Source organism: Thalassotalea agarivorans, from assembly GCF_030295955.1.
Classification (GTDB): Bacteria; Pseudomonadota; Gammaproteobacteria; order Enterobacterales; family Alteromonadaceae; genus Thalassotalea_D; species Thalassotalea_D agarivorans.
Map to the genome: position 1 here is coordinate 2,188,223 of NZ_AP027363.1, position 18,486 is coordinate 2,206,708.

Below are 18,486 nucleotides of genomic sequence, written 5' to 3' on the forward strand. Positions count from 1 at the left end.
TAAAATCAAAATCTAAAACAAATTCACAAGACAAAAAAGGGACCATTTAGGTCCCTTTTTTAGTTTAGGCTTATTAGAATGTACCTCTAATACCAATGTTGTAGCGCGCTCCAAATTGTTGAGCGCTAATTAGTTGGTTTGACAAGCGACCATGCAATCGCAACGTTGATTCAGTTAAGTTTAAGCCTTCTACGAAAACCGTTAACTGTGGCATTATTTCATAGCTCACATTTGCATCGAGCTGCCCATAAGCTTCTGTAAACACAGGCTCATCAGGCGCTCGTAGTTGGTCGGTTGCGGCTAAAAATTCATCACGCCAATTGTAAGCAATACGTGCTTGTAAACCATTGGCTTCGTAAAACGCCACTACGTTAGCCGAGTTACTTAAACCGATCAGAGCTGTTTGTTCTTCAACACTGGTCACGTCATATTCGACATCACCGTCAACAAATGTCGCATTAATTTGTGTACCAAACCCTGAATTGCCAAATAGATGCTGAAGGGCTACTTCTATACCATTTACGCTCGCAGATTCTTTGTTAACCGGCGTAGTTATTAACCAATTTACATCAGGCGCATTTGGTACGACAGTACCATCACATGCTGGAATGTCAGAACCACTTTCTGGACAGCCTGTACCCGGATTACTATCTGGCGTTAGTGTTCCTTGGCTAGGGTCTGTATATGCAACACCATCGGCATTGTAAAGTTTGCCAGAAGTTGTATCGTTCGAAATATAGTTATCTACCCACTTCTGAAAATAACCAATTGAAGCATAGCTACCCTCGTCATAATACCATTCAAATGACAAATCTAAGTTGGTTGAAAGGTATGGCTTTAATGCTGAATTTCCTTGGTAAGCTAGATAAGGGCCCGCTGGACGCGAGTTTGCAAGGCTTACCGCAGGTCGTAGAGCGGTTAAGTCATTTCTCGTTAGGCTACGCCCCACACTGATACGCGTGATGATATCGTCAGTTAACTCTAAAGAAGCGTCTATATTAGGCAGGATGTATGCGTAATCCCCTTCTAGCTCTGCGTTACCATAAACAGGGATATCGTCAAATTGTGGACGTAATTCAGTTAAGCTCTCATAACGTAAAGCATAAGGTGTTACCTGCCTTGTAGCGCCCGTCACATCGGTCTGCTCGTAACGAAGGCCTGCGACAATCTCAAGAGGCATTTCGCCTATATCCATTTCAAAGTCAGCAGACACATATGCCGAAAGAGTAGTTTCATTTACCTCATTATAAACTTCTGGGTTATATGAAGGGCCTCCCGCTACTTCAAGCGATTGGTCAATCAGTTTTTTAACATCAAATTGATAAAAGTAAGGGAATAAGTTAGCGTCACCACCAAACTCACTGCCTACGTCACCGCGATCTACCAACATAAGATCTTCCGCTGCTGGCACAAAAGCTTGTATACCGGTCAAATGCATACGCCATGTCGTGTCATACTGAAAGTCGATATAGCCGACACCGTATTTAAGACCTTTAAATACGCTATCACTATCATTTATCCAATCAAAATCTACTTTCACTTGGCTAATAGTGTTTTCAACTTCGTTCCCGCGACCAATAGATAAATTACCTGCAACCCAAGAAGCGTCGTACGGTCCAAGGCCTGAATCGGCATAATCATACAGATAATGAATATTGCCGTTAAAATTAACATCTGACCAACGATCCGGATCATTTAAAATAGGTAGGTCACTACCCATTGCATAGTCTAATGTGAACTGACCGGCATAACAGACCTCATATGCATAACATGCAAAATTTGCATTTGTAAGTAAAATAGAATTCTCAGAGATATTACCATCTGGTTGCGCGTGCGATGAAGAAGTATGTGCGTCAAGTGTCATTGCTAATGTTTCAGAAATCTGCCACGCAAAATTTAATCCGATAGAATCATTTTTCGTCTCAATTTCATCGTAGTATCCAATAAAGTCAGTACCACCACCACCATTGGTAATCGATGCCAAAGTACCATTTTCATCCGCCGCTGCTGTTACCCAGTTCCCGATCCAGTGCGCCGTTTGAAAACGTTCAACGGTTGTTGAATAGTCAGATGCGAAATAATCTAAGGTAAATTCTATGTTTTCCATTGGCGCAAATTGTACGACAAGTTGAGCGTTTGTGCGTTCACGTTCATGGTTAGATATATCCATATTATAATTTTGGGGTAGCCAAATATTACCGTCTGGATTTCTTAATGGATCAATACCACTAACATCAACACTACCCCCTGCACCACCACAACTCGGACTAAAAGGTGTATTGTACCCTAGCTCACAATTACCGCCGGTTTGACGCAACCAGCCGTCAGTAGCAATTATTTGTTGCGCGCTATCACGTTTTGAATATGAATACGCTGCTAAAACACCCAAAGTTCCATCCATAAAGTTGTTACTTATCATGCCTGAAATTTCAGGTGTAATAGAATCACCCTTTTCAACAGATGTATCTGCGATTCCCTTTATCGTATAGGCAGCTTTGAAACCATCAAAGTTGAAAGGCTTTGCTGTTTCTATGTTGACAGTTGCGCCAATTCCACCCGAAGCAACTTCGGCTTTTGCTGTTTTGTAAATTTGCACACCACTTACAGACTCTGAGGCAATTTGTTCAAAGTTGAAGCTACGATTTTGTGTACCACCTGCACCTTCTTGTTTAGGTGAGTCGGCAAAAGGCATTGAACGTCCATTTAGCGTTACTAAGTTAAAACTTGGACCAAAACCACGTACTGTAATTTGATTACCTTCGTTGTTTTTTCTGTCAATGCTTACCCCTGTAATTCGCTGCAAGGACTCAGCTAGGTTTGTATCTGGAAATTTACCTATATCTTCAGCATTAATAGCGTCTACTACGCCACTTGCTTCGCGTTTGATATCTGTGGCTTTAATTACAGAAGATCGTATACCAGTAACTTCAATTACCTCGGTATTGTCAGCGGTTTGTTCAGCTTCTTCGGCAGCAAAGGCGTTAACCGATGTACCTGCCAATATCGAAGAGATAGTCAGCGACAATAATTTAGGTCGCATGAACTTGTTGCTTGTCATATATCCCCCTCAGGATTTTTTGCTTTTTTTATTGTTAATTGAACTGCTCAAATCAAATAACAGAATCAATTCAGTGTTAACGCTAACACGAAAAAATCATTTTGCCAACAAGTGACGTAAATAAATCCAATTTCCCAATGACCCAACCACTCTTAATTTATTAATTAAAATGCATTTTTATATATAAATACATCGTCACAGACCAATAAAAGCAACAACTTAAGCTCATGCAGACTAAAATAACAAGAATATTCAATTGTATTCTAGGCATTACGAATCTTTTTATGTTAACGTTATCACGAAATGGTAATTTACTAATATAGCTAGTATGAATAACATACATATAGAAAAATTGTTTGGGGGACTACAATATGCCGTATAGAAACGCTTTAATAACGGCTTCATTCGTTACATGCATGTTAACGGCATGCAACTCAAGTCAAGAAAGGGTTAATTCTGATGAAGCGACTCTCGTAGGCGAAGATAGCACGTCATTTATTAGCACCAGATTTGTACCTCCACAAAACAAACAATTATTATTTATTGGACAAGATTCAGACACTATTCGTGACTACATTGCAGCTGTTCCAGAAGACAACATTGAAGCGGTCACATTGTATAGCCAGTTAAAACATAGCGATCCCAATCAAACATTAAAAGGGATTCATGAAAGCGCATCTTGGAACTCAGGTGAAGTCAGTTTTCCTAAAACGCTTGCCGCATCGCCACAAGCAGCAATTGCTATTGGCCTAGCGTTAGATACGTGCAATGGCCAGGCAAATCACACCGAGAATGTGGCACAGGGTAACTATGACGCATCTCTAGCTCAGTTGGTTACAACCCTTAAATCTTGGGCGCCAAGAAAAGTATTCCTGCGCATAGGTTATGAATTTGACGGTCCATGGAACTGTTACCAGCCAGACAGTTATAAAGCTGCGTTTCGCCATATCAAACAAGCCATTGATAACAATGGAGCTACCAACATTGCCACTGTTTGGCAGTCAGCAACTTGGCCTGATGGCTATGGCAACAAAGACTATGATGTACGAGAAAAGGACCATTTTGAAAAATGGTACCCTGGCGACGACGTTGTAGACTGGGTAAGTATGTCTGTGTTTTATCGCGATCTTTCGAATTGGAACTACGTACCGCCCTCTACTCCTGATTTTGGTCAACAAAAAATGTTAGCCTTTGCTCGCGCCCATAATAAACCTCTAATGATTTCAGAGGCCGCGCCCCAAGGGTATAGGACAGAAGCGCTAACCCAAAGCGTTATTCAAGAAAACAAGCCGTCACCTGTCTCTGCAGAACAAATTTGGTTGCAGTGGTACCAGCCTTTCTTTGACTTTATTGAGCAGAACAAAGATGTAATTAGGGCAGTAGCCTATATTAATACGCAATGGGAAGCACAAGGTATGTGGATTTGTGAACCCAATATAGCGGCTGGACAGCAAGGTTGTAACAACGGCAATTGGGGTGACAGTAGAGTGCAAGCCAATGAATACATTAAGTCTAAATGGCTAGAACAAATAAATGATGAATCCACTTGGATTCAAACGAGTCAATACGAGTAATAAAGATGCCACAACAAATGATTCAAAACCCGATATTGAAGGGATTTAACCCAGATCCAAACATTGTCAAAGTCGGTGACGATTACTTTATCGCTACATCAACATTTGAATGGTTTCCAGGAGTACAAATTCATCATTCAAAAGATTTAGTCCATTGGCAACTTATTGGGCAAGCACTCAATAGAACCTCACAATTAGATATGAAAGGTGTACCCGATTCTTGTGGTGTATGGGCACCACAACTTAACTATCACCAAGGTACGTTTTATCTGATTTATAGCAATGTAAAAAGCTTTAATGGTCAATGGAAAGATACGCCAAATTACCTAGTTACTACCGACGATATTTTTGGTGAATGGTCTGAGCCGGTATTTCTAAATGCAAGTGGTTTTGACCCGTCGCTGTATCACGATGATGATGGTAAGTCTTATTTGCTCAATATGGTTATGGACCATAGGAACAACTTGTTTTTTGGTGGTGTTGTTGTTCAAGAATACTGTAAGGCACAACAAGAACTCGTTGGTGATATTCACTATATTTTTGAGGGTACAGAATGCGGACGCACTGAAGCGCCTCACATTTTAAAGAAAGATGGATACTACTACCTGATAACAGCAGAAGGCGGCACAAGTTATGAGCATTGTATGACCGTTGCTCGCTCGAAATCGTTGTTTGGCCCATATGAAGTGCATCCTGACAACCCTTTCCTAACCGCCAAAGGTGTACCAGACAATGCATTACAAAAAACTGGGCACGGAGATATCTTTGAAGGACCTGATGGTCAATGGTATACAGTCTTCCTTACGGGTCGTCCACTCACGACATTGGGCCGATGCATTACCGGCAGAGAAACGGGCATAGAACAAGTCCAATGGCGAGATGGCTGGCCGTATACAGTCCATGGCAGCAAAGCAGCTAGGTTGCAAGTTCCTGCACCTAATCTGCCACAACACCCTTTTGAGGCGCCGCAATCTACTGTCGATTTTTCAAAGCCTTTACCTAAAGATTTTCAATCACTCCGTGTACCAATGGAAGACTCTTGGTTGCAATTAGATAAGTCGAGAGAAACGCTCCGTTTAATAGGCCGTGAATCGCTAAGTAGTTGTCATGAACAAAGCCTCGTCGCAAGACGTGTGCAAGCACATCATACGGTAACAGAAACATGTGTTGATTTTTCACCGACAAACTATCAACAAATGGCAGGATTGGTTTGTTACTACAATACCTTGCATTTTCACTATTTGCATATCACAGGAGATAGCTTTGGAGCGAAAGACAAACGTACCTATCTGACTATTGTCTCTAACGATTATTTTGATACAACCGAACCTGCCGGTCGCATTGATATTACCGGGGCTTCAAAAGTGTACCTTAAAGCAGACTTTAATGGCGCAAATCTGCAGTTTTATTACGCACTTAAACAGGGAGAGTGGCAAAAAATTGGGCCAGTATTAGACGGTTCAATTCTGTCAGATGACTATGTTGAACATAGCGACATTCGTTTTCACCCGTGTTTTACCGGCGCGTTTGTAGGAATGTGTTGCCAAGATCTATCAGGGCAAGCACTTCATGCTGATTTTACGTATTTTGATTATAAAGAATTTGGAGAATCGCATGATTGATATCGATGCGCTTGCACAACAATTTTGGAAAGATGGTTACATCGTTGTAAAAAACTTTTTTGATAGCGAGGTTATGGATGACCTAAATCAGCAAATCATCGAACATTTTGGCATGAAGCCGGCGTTTGAACATACCGACGAGTTTATCGAAAAGTCAGCTGTCGAAGTGGTCCCTTGGTTTCCACAAAGAGAAGGGGTAACCTCGTTTGATGTTATTGGTAAAAATGATCAACTGAATGCATTAACCAACACAATTTTAGACAACGAATGGTATGAACAATATGCCATGGTGATGTTTTCAAAGAAAGGCACCAAAGGTCAGGCTTGGCATCAAGACTGCCCTCCTACCGACCCTAAAAAATTCAACATGAATCGCTTGATCTATACCATGGACATCGACGCCGAATTAACCGGCGGTCAAACCATGGTTATGCCTGGTTCTCATAAGCAAGGTTTACTACCCTCACCAAGCGAGGCGTTTGACGAGAGCAAAGCAGTCACACTTACACCGAAAAAAGGTGATTTAGTGTTATTACATGGTCACTGCTATCACAAGGTCACTGAGGTCACAGGACAGTATCGCGTGTCGACAAACTTTCGAGTAGCACCAGAAGGAACGCCTGAAGATATTACTGATATTGGCGTGTACCGCAATATGCTGTATCAGTTTTCAACATCCTCAGTCGTTGAAGAGCGCACATAAAAAAAGCCCTAACGGGCTTTTTTATTTTATTACTTGGCTTGACTCTCGCTGAATAAACTCAAAATCAAGCACGTGTCTATATTCTCCTGGTGATTCAGGTTTACCATCGCTGAACTTACCTGATGCAAGCAATTCAACGGCTAATACTGCCATAGCATCTATAGGTTGCCTAACCGTTGTAAGATGAGGCGATACCGTTGTTGCTAAGGTCGTATCATCAAAACCTACGACTGAAATTTCATCTGGAATGTTGATACGTTTTTTATGGGCAGCAGTTAACACACCAGCGGCCATTTCATCGTTAGCCGCAAAAATAGCGGTTGGCTTATCATCCAACGACATGAGTTGTTCACCTGCTTCCACACCGGATTGATAGGTAAATTGCCCCTGAACTATGTAACTAGGCGGCACAGAAATCTGATTTGAACGCAGTGCATCTAAAAACCCTTGGTAACGTAATCGTGAAGCGCCTTGGGCATCAGAGCCAATGATATGGGCAATTTTAGAATGCCCTTGTTTGATTAGCTGTTCGGTTGCCTTATAAGCGGCATTATAATCATCAATACAGACATAAGGCGCAATATCTAAACGTGCATCTGGTGCAACGCGAACATAAGGAATATTAGCCTTTTGAAGCAAGGCTAATACATCTTCATTATCGCTAATAGGAGGTAATAAAATAATGCCATCAACGCGCGTTACATCAATAAGTTCGTTAATAGAACTAAGAGAAGCGGTTTTATTATCTGGTAGATATTCATCAACAATCAGATGATAACCTTTTGAGCGGCACGTTTTTAACGCGCCCAATAAAAAACTACTGACATAGCTCGCTGGTAAATCGGTGTACACCAAACCGATAAAAAAAGATTTGCTGCTCGCTAAGCGTCGCGCTGACACGTTAGGACGATAGTTTAACGCCTTAACAGCATCCAACACTTTTTTGCGTTTATCTTCACTTACTTTGGCTTCATTGTTAAGTACGCGGGAGACTGTCATATTAGACACTCCAGCTAATTCTGCCACATCCTGTATTCTTGCTCTTTTCACTTCGCTCATTCGTTGATTTGTGCTTCGTTATTATTAGTAACGCAAAACGCAAAGATTAAAGTATTTTGTACTTTTTCACAATAATGCAACTTTAATATTTAGCTTTAACACGCTCCATAGTTTGTTGAAATTTAATGGATTGTTCGGGGGTTACTTTGTCTGATGTAAGTTTTCCTTGCGCGATATACTGAGCAACCGCTTCAGCTTCATAACAAAAACCCAAACTCTCCCTTTGGTCGTTGTAATAATCGACTTTCTCATCAAGTACATACAATGTACATTCATTCGCTCGCCAAAAATCTGGTATCGCAATGTACCCTTCGTCACCTATGATGTAAGCCCAATTTTGTAGTTTGCAGCTAAAAGAAGATGCTAATGTTGCTTTAGCTTCGCCATAATTACATATGAACAAGCTATCGGCGTCGGCTCCATTTGGCGCAAGGGTAGCTTCAACATAAATAGATTTAATATCCTTATTCAAAAAATAATCCGCGATAGCGATAGGATAAATCCCCATATCAAGAAGGCTACCACCAGCTAAGTTAATATCCCACTCTCGACGATCCTCTTGATAAGGAATTGGATAACCGAAATCAGCTTTAATATGTTTAATATTGCCTATTCGACCTTGCTCTACCCACGTTTTTGCTTTCAATATCGCCGGCAAGTAATAGGTCCACATTGCCTCCATTAAAAACACGCCCTTTTCTTTTGCTAGTGCATACAGTGCGATAGCTTGCTCGCTAGAAACCGTAATCGGTTTTTCACACAGAACATGTTTACCCGCGTTGATAGCATCGGCCACATTTTGATAATGAAAAGTATGAGGTGTGGCGACGTAAATCACATCAACTTCAGGGTCTGCGTACAAGGCTTCATAGCCTTGATATACATTTGGGATGTTATATTGCTTAGCAAATGTTTTCGCATCGTCTAACGATCTCGCTGCAATTGCTTGCAAGCTGCCATGTTCAACAAATTGCATATCATGACAAAATTGATGTGCAATACGCCCTGCACTTACTATTCCCCAGCGCAACGTGTTCACTATACAGTCTCCTGCATAGCTTGATTACCTTTTCGGCTTTGGCGTTTTGCTTCAAATACCGACTCAATTTCTTCCAGTGACTTTCCTTTTGTCTCAGGAAGTAATCGCATAACCAAAATCAAGCCAAGGACAGCAAAGCAGCCATAGATCATAAATGTTGCTGCTGTGCCTATATTGGCTAACTCCCATGGGAAAACAAATTGTACGGTAAAACTAACGGCGCTATTGATTAAGCCACAAAAAGCAATACCAATCCCCCTTAAATGATTGGGGAATATTTCAGCTAATAGCACCCACATTACTGGACCCAGTGAAACCGCGAAAGATGCTACAAAGCCTAAGATACCAATCAATATTAAGGTTGAATTCATATTCGCTGCGGCTTGAATTAACGTCGCTTGATTGTTTCTAGCTTCTTGCTCACCAAGTTGTGTTATTAACGCTTCTTTGAAATCCAAATCGGAATAATAAGTCGTACCAATGATAGGTTGGATTTGCTGCTGCAATTCTTGACTTTCTATTGATGCAACGCTTGTAGGCGTTAATGTAAAAGTCGCCTTTGAAAAGCCATACGCGGCGATACTCATACTAACAAAAACGCCTGCCAGACCAACAACCATGAGCGGCTTACGGCCCACTTTATCGATAAGTAACATGGCTACAATTGTAAATACTACATTGATAATACCTACCCATATCGCTTGTGAAAATGCAGCATCCTGCCCTACACCACTTTGTTCAAATATACTTGGTGCGTAAAAATACACTGCGTTCACACCTGTGATTTGTTGGCTAATGCCTACAACTAATCCAACAACTAAAATGTAACGCATCTTGCCAGACAATAGTTCTTTCAAGCGAGACCACAGCGACGGTAGCACTTCATCGTGTGTTTGCTTCACTTCACGCAGCACTTGCTCTGGATTTTGATCTGGAAACACGCGTTCAATAACAGCTTTTGCTCGCTCATCTTGATTGTTTACGGCTAACCAACGAGGACTTTCAGGAATCATGAATAGAAAGCCGAGATATATAACAGCTGGAATTAACTCTATACCTAACATCCAGCGCCAAACATTTTCGGTAATTCCAAGCGATTGAGCCAAACCATCAACGCCACCACTAAGCTGGAGAAGATAATAGTTAGCAAAATACGCTGCCGAGAAACCTACAACAATATTAAGTTGATTAATTGAAATCATTTTACCGCGCAGTTTTGCCGGAGAAATTTCCGCAATATACATTGGCGCTAAAACTAAAGATGCAAATGCGATTCCGCCGATAAAGCGCGCTGCAATTAATGTTTCAACATTAGGTGCAAACGCAGAAAAGAAAGCTGACACAACATAAAGCGTAGCAATAGTTATCAATACCTTTTTACGTCCAAAGGCATCAGCACAGGGACCAGCGAAAAATGAGCCCAATACCGCGCCGAGCGTTGGTGAGCTAACAACAAAGCCTTGTTGGAACTCATTAAGATTAAACTCTTGAGTAACAAAGCTAACAACGCCAGAGATGACGGAAGCATCAAAACCAAAAACAAAGCCTCCAAGGGCAACGACTACGGCGATAAAAATGCTTGAAGAATAATTACTGTTCATTATATTTAGATTTTTTCATTGTATTTATATCACTATAACAACAGATTCAACGCGACAAATCAACAAAAATGTTAGCGCTAACAATTATTCACTATCAGTTAGTGGCAAAACTAGCGTTATCGTCTAAACCCTCGGTATGACCAACACTTAGACTCAATCTAGGTAAAATCGTGCAAGCGCTATAAATTTATATCTATATTTTAATAAAAATAAGTAAATTGACTCTTGTAAAGCTGATGCTCAACTGATAATGTTAGCGTTAACATTTATTAAGTAATTTATACATTAGGCGATAGAACATATGTATTTAGGTATTGATTTAGGTACGTCGGGCGTAAAAGTCATCATTTTAGACGACGCTGATAACATAAAAGCGCAAGCTTCTGAAAGCATCGAAGTATCTAGACCTCAGCCGCTATGGTCAGAGCAAGCACCTGAAGACTGGTGGTTGGCAATAGACAAAGCAATTAAGTCGCTTAAAATAAACAATGCCGACCTGTTAAACCAAGTCAGTGCCGTAGGTATTGCTGGCCAAATGCACGGTGCCACCCTACTTGATGAAAACAATGACGTATTGCGTCCAGCCATACTGTGGAATGATGGTCGATGTCAGGCACAGTGCGAGACACTAGAGCAACGTGTACCTAATAGTCGCGATATTACGGGTAACATAGCAATGCCTGGTTTTACCGCGCCTAAATTGCTTTGGGTTGCCGAGCATGAACCCGAAGTATTTGCACAAGTTAAAAAGGTTCTGCTGCCGAAAGATTATTTACGACTACTAATGACAGGAGAGTTTGCTTCTGACATGTCTGATAGCGCAGGAACATTATGGTTAGATGTTGCAAATCGCTGTTGGTCAGAAGCTATGCTAAACGCGACAGGCTTAACTCTTGACCACATGCCCACTCTTTATGAAGGCAGTGAGATCACAGGTACATTATTGCCAGAGGTCGCTGATGCTTGGGGATTAAACCAGGTACCAGTAGTTGCAGGTGGTGGAGACAATGCTGCCGGTGCTGCAGGCATTGGGGTAACATCGCCTAACCAAGCATTTTTATCACTAGGTACGTCTGGTGTTTACTTTGTAGCTAACGATAGTTATTTGCCGAACCCTGAAGGTGCAGTGCATACGTTTTGTCACTGCTTGCCTGATACATGGCATCAAATGTCAGTCATTTTAAGTGCAGCAAGCTGTTTAAGCTGGGTCACCGCGCTTACTGGCGCAAAGGACGAAGCGCTGTTGCTTGAAGAAGTAGCGCAATTGGACTTTTCCTCTCCTTGTGAAGTGACATTCCTGCCATACCTATCAGGCGAAAGAACTCCCCATAACAATCCGCATGCAAAAGGCGTATTTTTTGGTATGCATGGCAAAACAAATCGTGCCGAGTTAGGTCGAGCGGTGCTAGAAGGTGTCGCATTTGCGTTTGCAGATGGTCAAAAAGTGTTGTTAGACGCTGGCGCTCAAATCGACAATATCACCGTTATTGGCGGTGGTGCTCGCAGCGAACTTTGGGGAAAAATATTGGCGTCAGCATTAGGCAGAACATTAACTTATCGTAAAGGTGGTGAAGTTGGTCCAGCTTATGGTGCTGCGCGCTTAGCTAAACTTGCTGTATCTAATCAATCTGTCGCAGACGTTTGTAGCGCAGGCGAAATAACACATGAAATATCGCCAGATGAGGTGCTCGTAGCACAATATCTGGAAAAACAAACTGTATTTAATAATTTATATAAAACTTTATCGCCTTTGTTCTAACAGGGATATAGCGATTACTTGGAGTCAACACTATGAGTGAATTTTTTGATAACGTCGGCAAAATTAAATATGAAGGCGAAAACAGTACTAACCCATTTGCATTTAGATTTTACAATGAAGATCAGGTTGTACTAGGTAAAACCATGAAGGAACACCTTCGCTTTGCAGCATGTTATTGGCACAACTTTTGTTGGCCAGGATCAGACGTATTTGGTGGTGGAACGTTTGATCGCCCATGGATTCAACCAACAGGTGACCAATTAGCGTTAGCAGAACAGAAAGCAAAAGTTGCGTTTGAATTTTTTGAAAAATTAACGGTTCCTTACTTTTGTTTTCACGATACAGACGTTGCACCTGAAGGCGCATCATTAAAAGAAACAATCGCAAACGTAAACCATATCGCTGACATTTTTGAAAAAGAAATGGACCGCACCGGCGTTGAGCTATTATGGGGAACAGCAAACTTGTTCTCTAACCCGAGGTTTTGTGCGGGTGCTGCTACCAACCCTAACGCAGATCTATTTGCTTATGCGGCAGCGCAAGTTAAGAATGCTATGGATGTAACCAATCGTTTAGGTGGACACAATTACGTATTATGGGGTGGTCGCGAAGGTTATGACACCTTGCTGAACACCAACCTTAAACAAGAAGGCGAGCAATTTGCGCGTTTCCTTAAAATGGTTGTTGAATACAAGCATAAGATTGGCTTCAACGGTACTTTACTTATTGAACCTAAACCACAAGAGCCTACAAAGCATCAGTATGACTACGATACAGCGACAGTTTATGGTTTCTTAGCAGAACATGGTCTAGAGAAAGAAATTCAAGTTAATATCGAAGCTAACCACGCAACGCTTGCTGGTCATAGTTTCCATCATGAAGTTGCAGTAGCCTGTTCAAAAGGCATTATGGGTAGTATTGACGCGAACCGCGGTGACATGCAAAACGGTTGGGACACAGACCAATTCCCTAACGACGTGCCTGAATGTTCATTGGTGATGTATGAAATCCTTAAAGCGGGTGGCTTTAAAACGGGTGGTTTGAACTTTGACACGAAGATCAGACGACAATCTGTCGAGCGTGACGACCTATTCCATGGCCATATCGGCGGTATGGACACTATGGCACGTGCATTATTGAATGCAGCGGCTATGATTGAAGATGGTTCTATTGAAAAATTCAAAACTGACCGTTATGCAACCTGGAACAATGACTTAGGTAAGAGCATTATGGACGGTAAGCAAAGTCTTGAAAGCCTATCAGAATACGCGCTAGGCAACGACATAGACCCTAAAGCAGTGTCTGGTCGTCAAGAACTACTTGAAAATATTGTGAACAGATTCGTATAAAGAAATACTTGATAAATGATAAAGGGCAGGTCATTCTGCCCTTTTTACTTAGAAGGAAGCTTAGGAGTTCCCATGAACTTATTAGAACAACTAAAGCAGGTGACAACCGTAGTTGCCGACAGCGGCGATGTAGATGCAATTAAGGAATTAAATCCGATTGATGCAACCACGAACCCTAGTTTGATTCTTCAAGCGGCGAAGTTGCCTCAATATAAACACCTGATTACTGATGCGATTGAAAAAGGCAGTGACACTGAAGATATTTGCGATCGACTAACAGTAAATTTTGGTTGTGAAATCCTCAAGCACGTCCCTGGTCGTGTATCAACAGAAGTAGACGCGCGTCTTTCGTTTGATACAGAGGCGAGTGTGGCAAAAGCGCATAAAATAATAGCTTTGTATGAGCAAGCTGGTGTTTCAAAAGAGCGTATTTTGATAAAACTTGCTTCAACGTGGCAAGGCATAAAAGCGGCAGAACAGCTCGAAAAAGAGGGAATTGGCTGTAACCTAACCCTACTCTTTAGTAAAGCCCAAGCAATTGCATGTGCTGAAGCTGAAGTAACGCTAATTTCGCCTTTTGTAGGTCGTATTTTAGACTGGTACAAAGCGAGCACAGGCCAAGACTATGTTGGCGCTGATGATCCAGGTGTGCAATCAGTAACTGGTATTTATACTTACTACAAGCAGTATGGTTACGACACTGTAGTAATGGGTGCCAGCTTTAGAAATACAGGTGAAATAATCGAACTTGCTGGTTGCGACCTACTGACGATTTCACCTGCACTATTAACCGAGCTGCAAAATACCGAAGGTACACTTGAGACCAAGCTTTCTGCAGATGCGGTAGAAAAACGCTCTCGCGATGAAATTACGCCTCTTACAGCGGAATCTTTCGCATGGCAACATAATGAAGATGCCATGGCGGTTGAAAAACTTTCTGAAGGTATTCGCAAGTTTGCTGTCGACCAACGTGCATTAGAAGATCTAGTTGAATCTTTAAAATAACGATTTAAGAGCACTTCTTTACGTTTAACTGTGGTTCCTCCCCCACTAAGTTGTGCTCGACTTATTAAAAAGCCAGCGTAATGCGCTGGCTTTTCTATTTCCCGTCTACACAAAGACACCTAATGCGGTATCAACCACTAAATCAATCATGCCTTGCCTGAATCGGTCTAGTTTTGTTAACGACACGCCTTGCTGCCGCAAAGCAAAAAGTTTAGCTACGGCCTTTTTAGCTTCAACAAGATCGCGAAAATCCTGCGCATTAATATCACCTGTTGCGAGCAAAACCGTCCACCTTTCAAGGTCTTCTTTGCTTTCAGCTATAAACGCATCAACATCGCGTTTAACCTCATCATCGAAGCCATCAAAGTTTTCTTTGGCTAACGCTATAGTGCCCTCTTTTAGGGTATCAATAAATTGTTCAAACTTTGCCATTTGTTAGCGCCCCTCTGGTAAACAATCTGTCGCTTTTTCTTTATTTGCTTCTAAGCAAATAATTTGATCAAACGCCTCTGCTGTAAGTTTTTTATATTCATCAATCAAAACCTTTGATAGCACGCCACGTTCACGCCACCTTTTGAAGAATTTACCTAATAGATCTCCTTCAGGATCTTTAAGAATTTGCCATTGCTTAGCCGACAATTGATTGTTTGGCACACCATTGACAAACTCGTACGCTTTTTCTGCTTTTAGCATAACCTCCGCTACTTCATCTTGGTGCTGTTCATAGGGTAAATTTGCTTTTGAGAGCAGTACTAACGTCTCCGCTTTTAATGACGTTGCGTTTTCATAAGCTGTTGGGCTATGGGGCCCAATAAGTGGTGTACAGGCAACGCATAGTAGCGCCAAAACTGTAAAGAAAACATATCGCTTGTTTGTACTTTGCTTCATGACAAATCCCTTTATTTAACTGGGCTGAGAAGTAGCTTCTTTATCCCGCCCTGCGCCGCTCACTCGCCCTAAAATGTAACCTGACAAGCCACCGAGTAATGCTGAGAGTTCCTTACTTTCTAATACACCCATAATACCGAATAGAATAATGGCGATAACAATCAGGAAAATAGTTACAAACTGAATCCCCTTTTCGCCGGCAAAAATAGATTCTGCGATGGACTCTTTTTTGAGTGCGATAACATAAAAGCCAATAATGACAATGGCGACCAAGATACAAAACGCCACGCTGACCAAGGTTCTAAACTTGTTTCGCTCTTCCTCTAAATTGAGTAAGTTTGCAATTTTCTGCTCTATTGCCGCAATACTATTAAAGAGCTCTTCTCGGTGCTGTTTAAGCAATTGTATCTTTGCATCTAACGAAATCGCTTTTGCCCGCTCTTCCCTCATGCGGCTAATTTGATATTCATCTTCTTGAACATAGGATTTCAATTGATTTAATAAAACGAGTTGGTCGTCATTCTTGTTATCAATCGCTTCAAGATCATCAATATCCTTCTTGTCTTTGTCAACACGCTGTTGAATCACTTTGACGCGCGATTCAACTTCAGCATCACTAGAAGGTAAATAACGGCGCTCTTCAGTCAACTTAGCCAATTCATCTTCCGACGCACTTTGATTAATAAGCATCTTTTTACGAAGCACGATTAACGATTGAAAATCGTCCGGTAATGTTTTTTGAAGTGCTGAGTTTTGTTTTAAGTTAATACTCTCTTTTTCCAGCGTTTCGCTACTGATAGCAAAAAAGGAGCACAACACTGTAAACAACAAAGCAACCTTGATTTTATACATGATAGATTCCATTGTGCGATTTCCCTGCAAAGGCCGCCGAAACTTCAAATCGTTTCGCTACAGAGACAAATACCTAGCCTTAAGTAAAGCGTGAGATGAAAAATTTAGCCAAAAATCAGTGCTTTTTTACGCTATATTGTTAGGTTTAGGGCGTTTTCAGCATGAAAATGCTATCGAAAATAGAGGAAAAATTAATATGAGCGCGTTGAAAACTCAGCAAAATAATGGCGATGTATTAGCTTTTATTAACCAAGCGCAGCCCGCACAACGACAGTCAGATGCACTCAAATTATTGCCCATTATGGAAAAAATTTCTGGTCAAAAAGCGACAATGTGGGGTACTAGCATTGTTGGGTTTGGGCAATATCATTACACCAATACTGGTAAGGGAGGTAGTTGGCCTATTACCGGGTTTTCCCCTAGAAAAAACGCGTTAACAATTTATGTCATGCCAGGGTTTGAACGCTACAAACCCATGATGGATAAACTAGGAAAATACACGACCGGCAAGTCATGTTTATACGTAAAGAAACTCAACGATATAAACCTTGAGGTATTAACGCAACTATTAAAAACTGCTTACAAGGATATGCAAGCGATGTACGAAACTGACTGAGTAAAGGTTACTCTTCGTCATCCTGTCGTTCAATTTCTTCTCGCGTTAACGACTGTTTCTTGCGCATTACCGGCATATCACCCATATCTTTCGCAACAAGGAAAGACTTTTTGCGTTTAATAGGTGCGGACGCTTTAACTGTTTGTTTCAGTGACGTATCTTCTTGTACTTTTTTGACAAGCTTAGGTTTTGCTTTCTTCGGTTTTAATCCCTTAAATTTAGCAGGAAGTGAATCCACTTTTTCAAAGGTTAAGCTTTGTTGTAAATACCCTTCGATGTTTTTAAAGCTCTGCCAATCTTTCGGGCCAACAAATGAAATCGCAATACCTTTATTTCCTGCTCGGCCTGTACGGCCAATACGGTGCACAAACTCCTCTACATGCTTAGGCAAATCAAAATTAAACACGTGAGAAATATTGCTGACATCTAGCCCCCGAGCTGCCAAGTCGGTGGTCACTAAGATTTTATGCCTACCACGAGAAAATTCATCCATGATTTGATTACGCTTCGACTGAATCAATTCTCCAGATAAAGCGACGGTTGAGTATCCTTGCGCTGTCAATTCGTTGGCTAATACTTCAGTATCTGCGCGCGTTGCTGTAAATACTATAGCTTGATCAAGCTGCTGCGCTTTTAAAAAGTGTTCAAGCAACGCTTTTTTGTGGTCAAGGTTATCTGCCAAATAAAACTGTTTAGCGATGTCATCGTGTTCTGCTATGTCAGCGTCAACCGCTATTCTTTTTGGATCTTTAAGCAACGACAAAGCAAACTCATTTACTTGTGCATGATCCATGGTTGCAGAAAACAACAAGGTTTGGCGTTTACGATGGTTTGCTTCTTCATTAATTTTGGTTAATTCCTTAGAAAAACCAAGATCTAACATACGATCGGCTTCATCAAGAATCAGCAGTTCCAAACCTTGTAAGTAAAAATGACCATGACCTAAATGGTCCGCTAAGCGCCCTGGCGTAGCAACAATGATGTGTGGCTCTTTTGCCAGCACCTTTGCTTGATCATTGAAATTTTCGCCACCGAGTATTAATACAGACTTGAATGAGCTACCGGCAGTAAACAACCTAACTTGCGAAAAAACTTGCTTTGCTAGTTCTCTGGTTGGAGCAAGAATAAGCGCGCGAGGATCCTTCTTACTCAATGCTTTTTGCTTTGTTAAACGTTGCATCATAGGTAATACAAACGCCAAAGTTTTTCCTGACCCAGTCTTAGAAGAGGCGATCAAATCGTGCCCACTCATGGCAGCAGGAATAGCTTGCTGTTGTATCTCTGTTGGCGTGTCAAAGCCCAAATGCTCGACTTGCCCTGCTAATCGTTTATCAAAACCAAAATCTTTAAATTGCAAAATA

15 protein-coding genes are annotated in these 18,486 nt (G+C 41.4%); 7 read left to right on the forward strand and 8 right to left on the reverse strand.

The annotated features are described in order from the left end of the window. Positions 1–73: 73 nt before the first annotated feature. Positions 74–3,058 carry a TonB-dependent receptor gene (locus QUD85_RS10005; protein ID WP_093328254.1) on the reverse strand — a complete coding sequence of 995 codons (2,985 nt, stop codon included), beginning with the start codon at positions 3,056–3,058 and terminating at the stop codon, positions 74–76. Between the two features lie 416 nt (positions 3,059–3,474). On the opposite strand from QUD85_RS10005, the gene QUD85_RS10010 reads away from it, so the two are divergent. From QUD85_RS10010 to QUD85_RS10020, 3 genes are read left to right on the forward strand one after another with little or no spacing between them, the layout of a single operon-like run. Beyond that, the gene (locus tag QUD85_RS10010) at positions 3,475–4,632 is read left to right on the forward strand and encodes a glycoside hydrolase family 26 protein (RefSeq protein WP_093328253.1); all 1,158 of its coding nucleotides are present in this window, start codon (positions 3,475–3,477) and stop codon (positions 4,630–4,632) included. A gap of 5 nt (positions 4,633–4,637) precedes the next feature. Further along, positions 4,638–6,254, forward strand: a complete 1,617-nt coding sequence (locus QUD85_RS10015) for a glycoside hydrolase family 43 protein (protein ID WP_245732071.1) — start codon at positions 4,638–4,640, stop codon at positions 6,252–6,254. After that, entirely contained in the window at positions 6,247–6,957 is a 711-nt protein-coding gene (locus QUD85_RS10020) for a phytanoyl-CoA dioxygenase family protein (protein WP_245732070.1), read from the forward strand. Before QUD85_RS10015 ends, QUD85_RS10020 begins: the two co-directional genes overlap by 8 nt. A gap of 21 nt (positions 6,958–6,978) precedes the next feature. Here QUD85_RS10020 and QUD85_RS10025 read toward each other — a convergent pair whose 3' ends face one another. The 3 genes from QUD85_RS10025 to QUD85_RS10035 form a co-directional block, all read right to left on the reverse strand. Continuing rightward, on the reverse strand, positions 6,979–8,016 hold the full coding sequence (locus tag QUD85_RS10025) for a LacI family DNA-binding transcriptional regulator (RefSeq protein WP_093328251.1): 1,038 nt from the start codon (positions 8,014–8,016) through the stop codon (positions 6,979–6,981). Between the two features lie 82 nt (positions 8,017–8,098). After that, entirely contained in the window at positions 8,099–9,055 is a 957-nt protein-coding gene (locus QUD85_RS10030) for a Gfo/Idh/MocA family protein (RefSeq protein ID WP_093328249.1), read from the reverse strand. Beyond that, positions 9,055–10,656: a sugar porter family MFS transporter gene (locus QUD85_RS10035; RefSeq protein ID WP_093328247.1), complete on the reverse strand. Its 1,602-nt coding sequence runs from the start codon at positions 10,654–10,656 to the stop codon at positions 9,055–9,057. The genes QUD85_RS10030 and QUD85_RS10035 overlap by 1 nt, the downstream gene beginning before the upstream one ends. A gap of 301 nt (positions 10,657–10,957) precedes the next feature. On the opposite strand from QUD85_RS10035, the gene xylB reads away from it, so the two are divergent. The 3 genes from xylB (at position 10,958) to tal (ending at position 14,769) form a co-directional block, all read left to right on the forward strand. Beyond that, positions 10,958–12,415: a xylulokinase gene (xylB, locus tag QUD85_RS10040; RefSeq protein WP_093328246.1), complete on the forward strand. Its 1,458-nt coding sequence runs from the start codon at positions 10,958–10,960 to the stop codon at positions 12,413–12,415. 32 nt (positions 12,416–12,447) lie between these two features. Continuing rightward, positions 12,448–13,764, forward strand: coding sequence for a xylose isomerase (gene xylA / locus QUD85_RS10045; RefSeq protein WP_093328245.1), 1,317 nt, complete (start codon positions 12,448–12,450; stop codon positions 13,762–13,764). Between the two features lie 72 nt (positions 13,765–13,836). Next, positions 13,837–14,769, forward strand: a complete 933-nt coding sequence (gene tal, locus QUD85_RS10050; RefSeq protein ID WP_093328244.1) for a transaldolase — start codon at positions 13,837–13,839, stop codon at positions 14,767–14,769. Between the two features lie 105 nt (positions 14,770–14,874). Here the strand turns inward: tal and QUD85_RS10055 are convergent, their stop codons facing one another. Genes QUD85_RS10055 through QUD85_RS10065 form a run of 3 tightly spaced genes read right to left on the reverse strand, consistent with a single transcriptional unit; the run spans position 14,875 to position 16,509 of the window. Beyond that, entirely contained in the window at positions 14,875–15,201 is a 327-nt protein-coding gene (locus tag QUD85_RS10055) for a hypothetical protein (protein WP_093328242.1), read from the reverse strand. 3 nt (positions 15,202–15,204) lie between these two features. Next, complete coding sequence (locus QUD85_RS10060) at positions 15,205–15,657, reverse strand: hypothetical protein (RefSeq protein ID WP_093328241.1); 453 nt, start codon at positions 15,655–15,657, stop codon at positions 15,205–15,207. A 15-nt stretch (positions 15,658–15,672) separates the two neighbouring features. After that, positions 15,673–16,509 carry a hypothetical protein gene (locus QUD85_RS10065; RefSeq protein ID WP_143047923.1) on the reverse strand — a complete coding sequence of 279 codons (837 nt, stop codon included), beginning with the start codon at positions 16,507–16,509 and terminating at the stop codon, positions 15,673–15,675. Between the two features lie 196 nt (positions 16,510–16,705). On the opposite strand from QUD85_RS10065, the gene QUD85_RS10070 reads away from it, so the two are divergent. Next, positions 16,706–17,125, forward strand: a complete 420-nt coding sequence (locus tag QUD85_RS10070) for a DUF1801 domain-containing protein (RefSeq protein WP_093328384.1) — start codon at positions 16,706–16,708, stop codon at positions 17,123–17,125. Between the two features lie 7 nt (positions 17,126–17,132). On the opposite strand, the gene QUD85_RS10075 is transcribed toward QUD85_RS10070, so the two are convergent. After that, positions 17,133–18,482: a DEAD/DEAH box helicase gene (locus QUD85_RS10075; RefSeq protein ID WP_093328238.1), complete on the reverse strand. Its 1,350-nt coding sequence runs from the start codon at positions 18,480–18,482 to the stop codon at positions 17,133–17,135. Positions 18,483–18,486: the final 4 nt, after the last annotated feature.

Bases quoted from the DNA above. Each gene is read 5' to 3' on its own strand.
- QUD85_RS10005 (WP_093328254.1), bottom strand. From the start codon at position 3,058: ATGACAAGCAACAAGTTCATGCGACCTAAATTATTGTCGCTGACTATC.
- QUD85_RS10010 (WP_093328253.1), top strand. From the start codon at position 3,475: ATGTTAACGGCATGCAACTCAAGTCAAGAAAGGGTTAATTCTGATGAA.
- QUD85_RS10015 (WP_245732071.1), top strand. From the start codon at position 4,638: ATGCCACAACAAATGATTCAAAACCCGATATTGAAGGGATTTAACCCA.
- QUD85_RS10020 (WP_245732070.1), top strand. From the start codon at position 6,247: ATGATTGATATCGATGCGCTTGCACAACAATTTTGGAAAGATGGTTAC.
- QUD85_RS10025 (WP_093328251.1), bottom strand. From the start codon at position 8,016: ATGAGCGAAGTGAAAAGAGCAAGAATACAGGATGTGGCAGAATTAGCT.
- QUD85_RS10035 (WP_093328247.1), bottom strand. From the start codon at position 10,656: ATGAACAGTAATTATTCTTCAAGCATTTTTATCGCCGTAGTCGTTGCC.
- xylB (WP_093328246.1), top strand. From the start codon at position 10,958: ATGTATTTAGGTATTGATTTAGGTACGTCGGGCGTAAAAGTCATCATT.
- xylA (WP_093328245.1), top strand. From the start codon at position 12,448: ATGAGTGAATTTTTTGATAACGTCGGCAAAATTAAATATGAAGGCGAA.
- tal (WP_093328244.1), top strand. From the start codon at position 13,837: ATGAACTTATTAGAACAACTAAAGCAGGTGACAACCGTAGTTGCCGAC.
- QUD85_RS10055 (WP_093328242.1), bottom strand. From the start codon at position 15,201: ATGGCAAAGTTTGAACAATTTATTGATACCCTAAAAGAGGGCACTATA.
- QUD85_RS10060 (WP_093328241.1), bottom strand. From the start codon at position 15,657: ATGAAGCAAAGTACAAACAAGCGATATGTTTTCTTTACAGTTTTGGCG.
- QUD85_RS10065 (WP_143047923.1), bottom strand. From the start codon at position 16,509: ATGTATAAAATCAAGGTTGCTTTGTTGTTTACAGTGTTGTGCTCCTTT.
- QUD85_RS10070 (WP_093328384.1), top strand. From the start codon at position 16,706: ATGAGCGCGTTGAAAACTCAGCAAAATAATGGCGATGTATTAGCTTTT.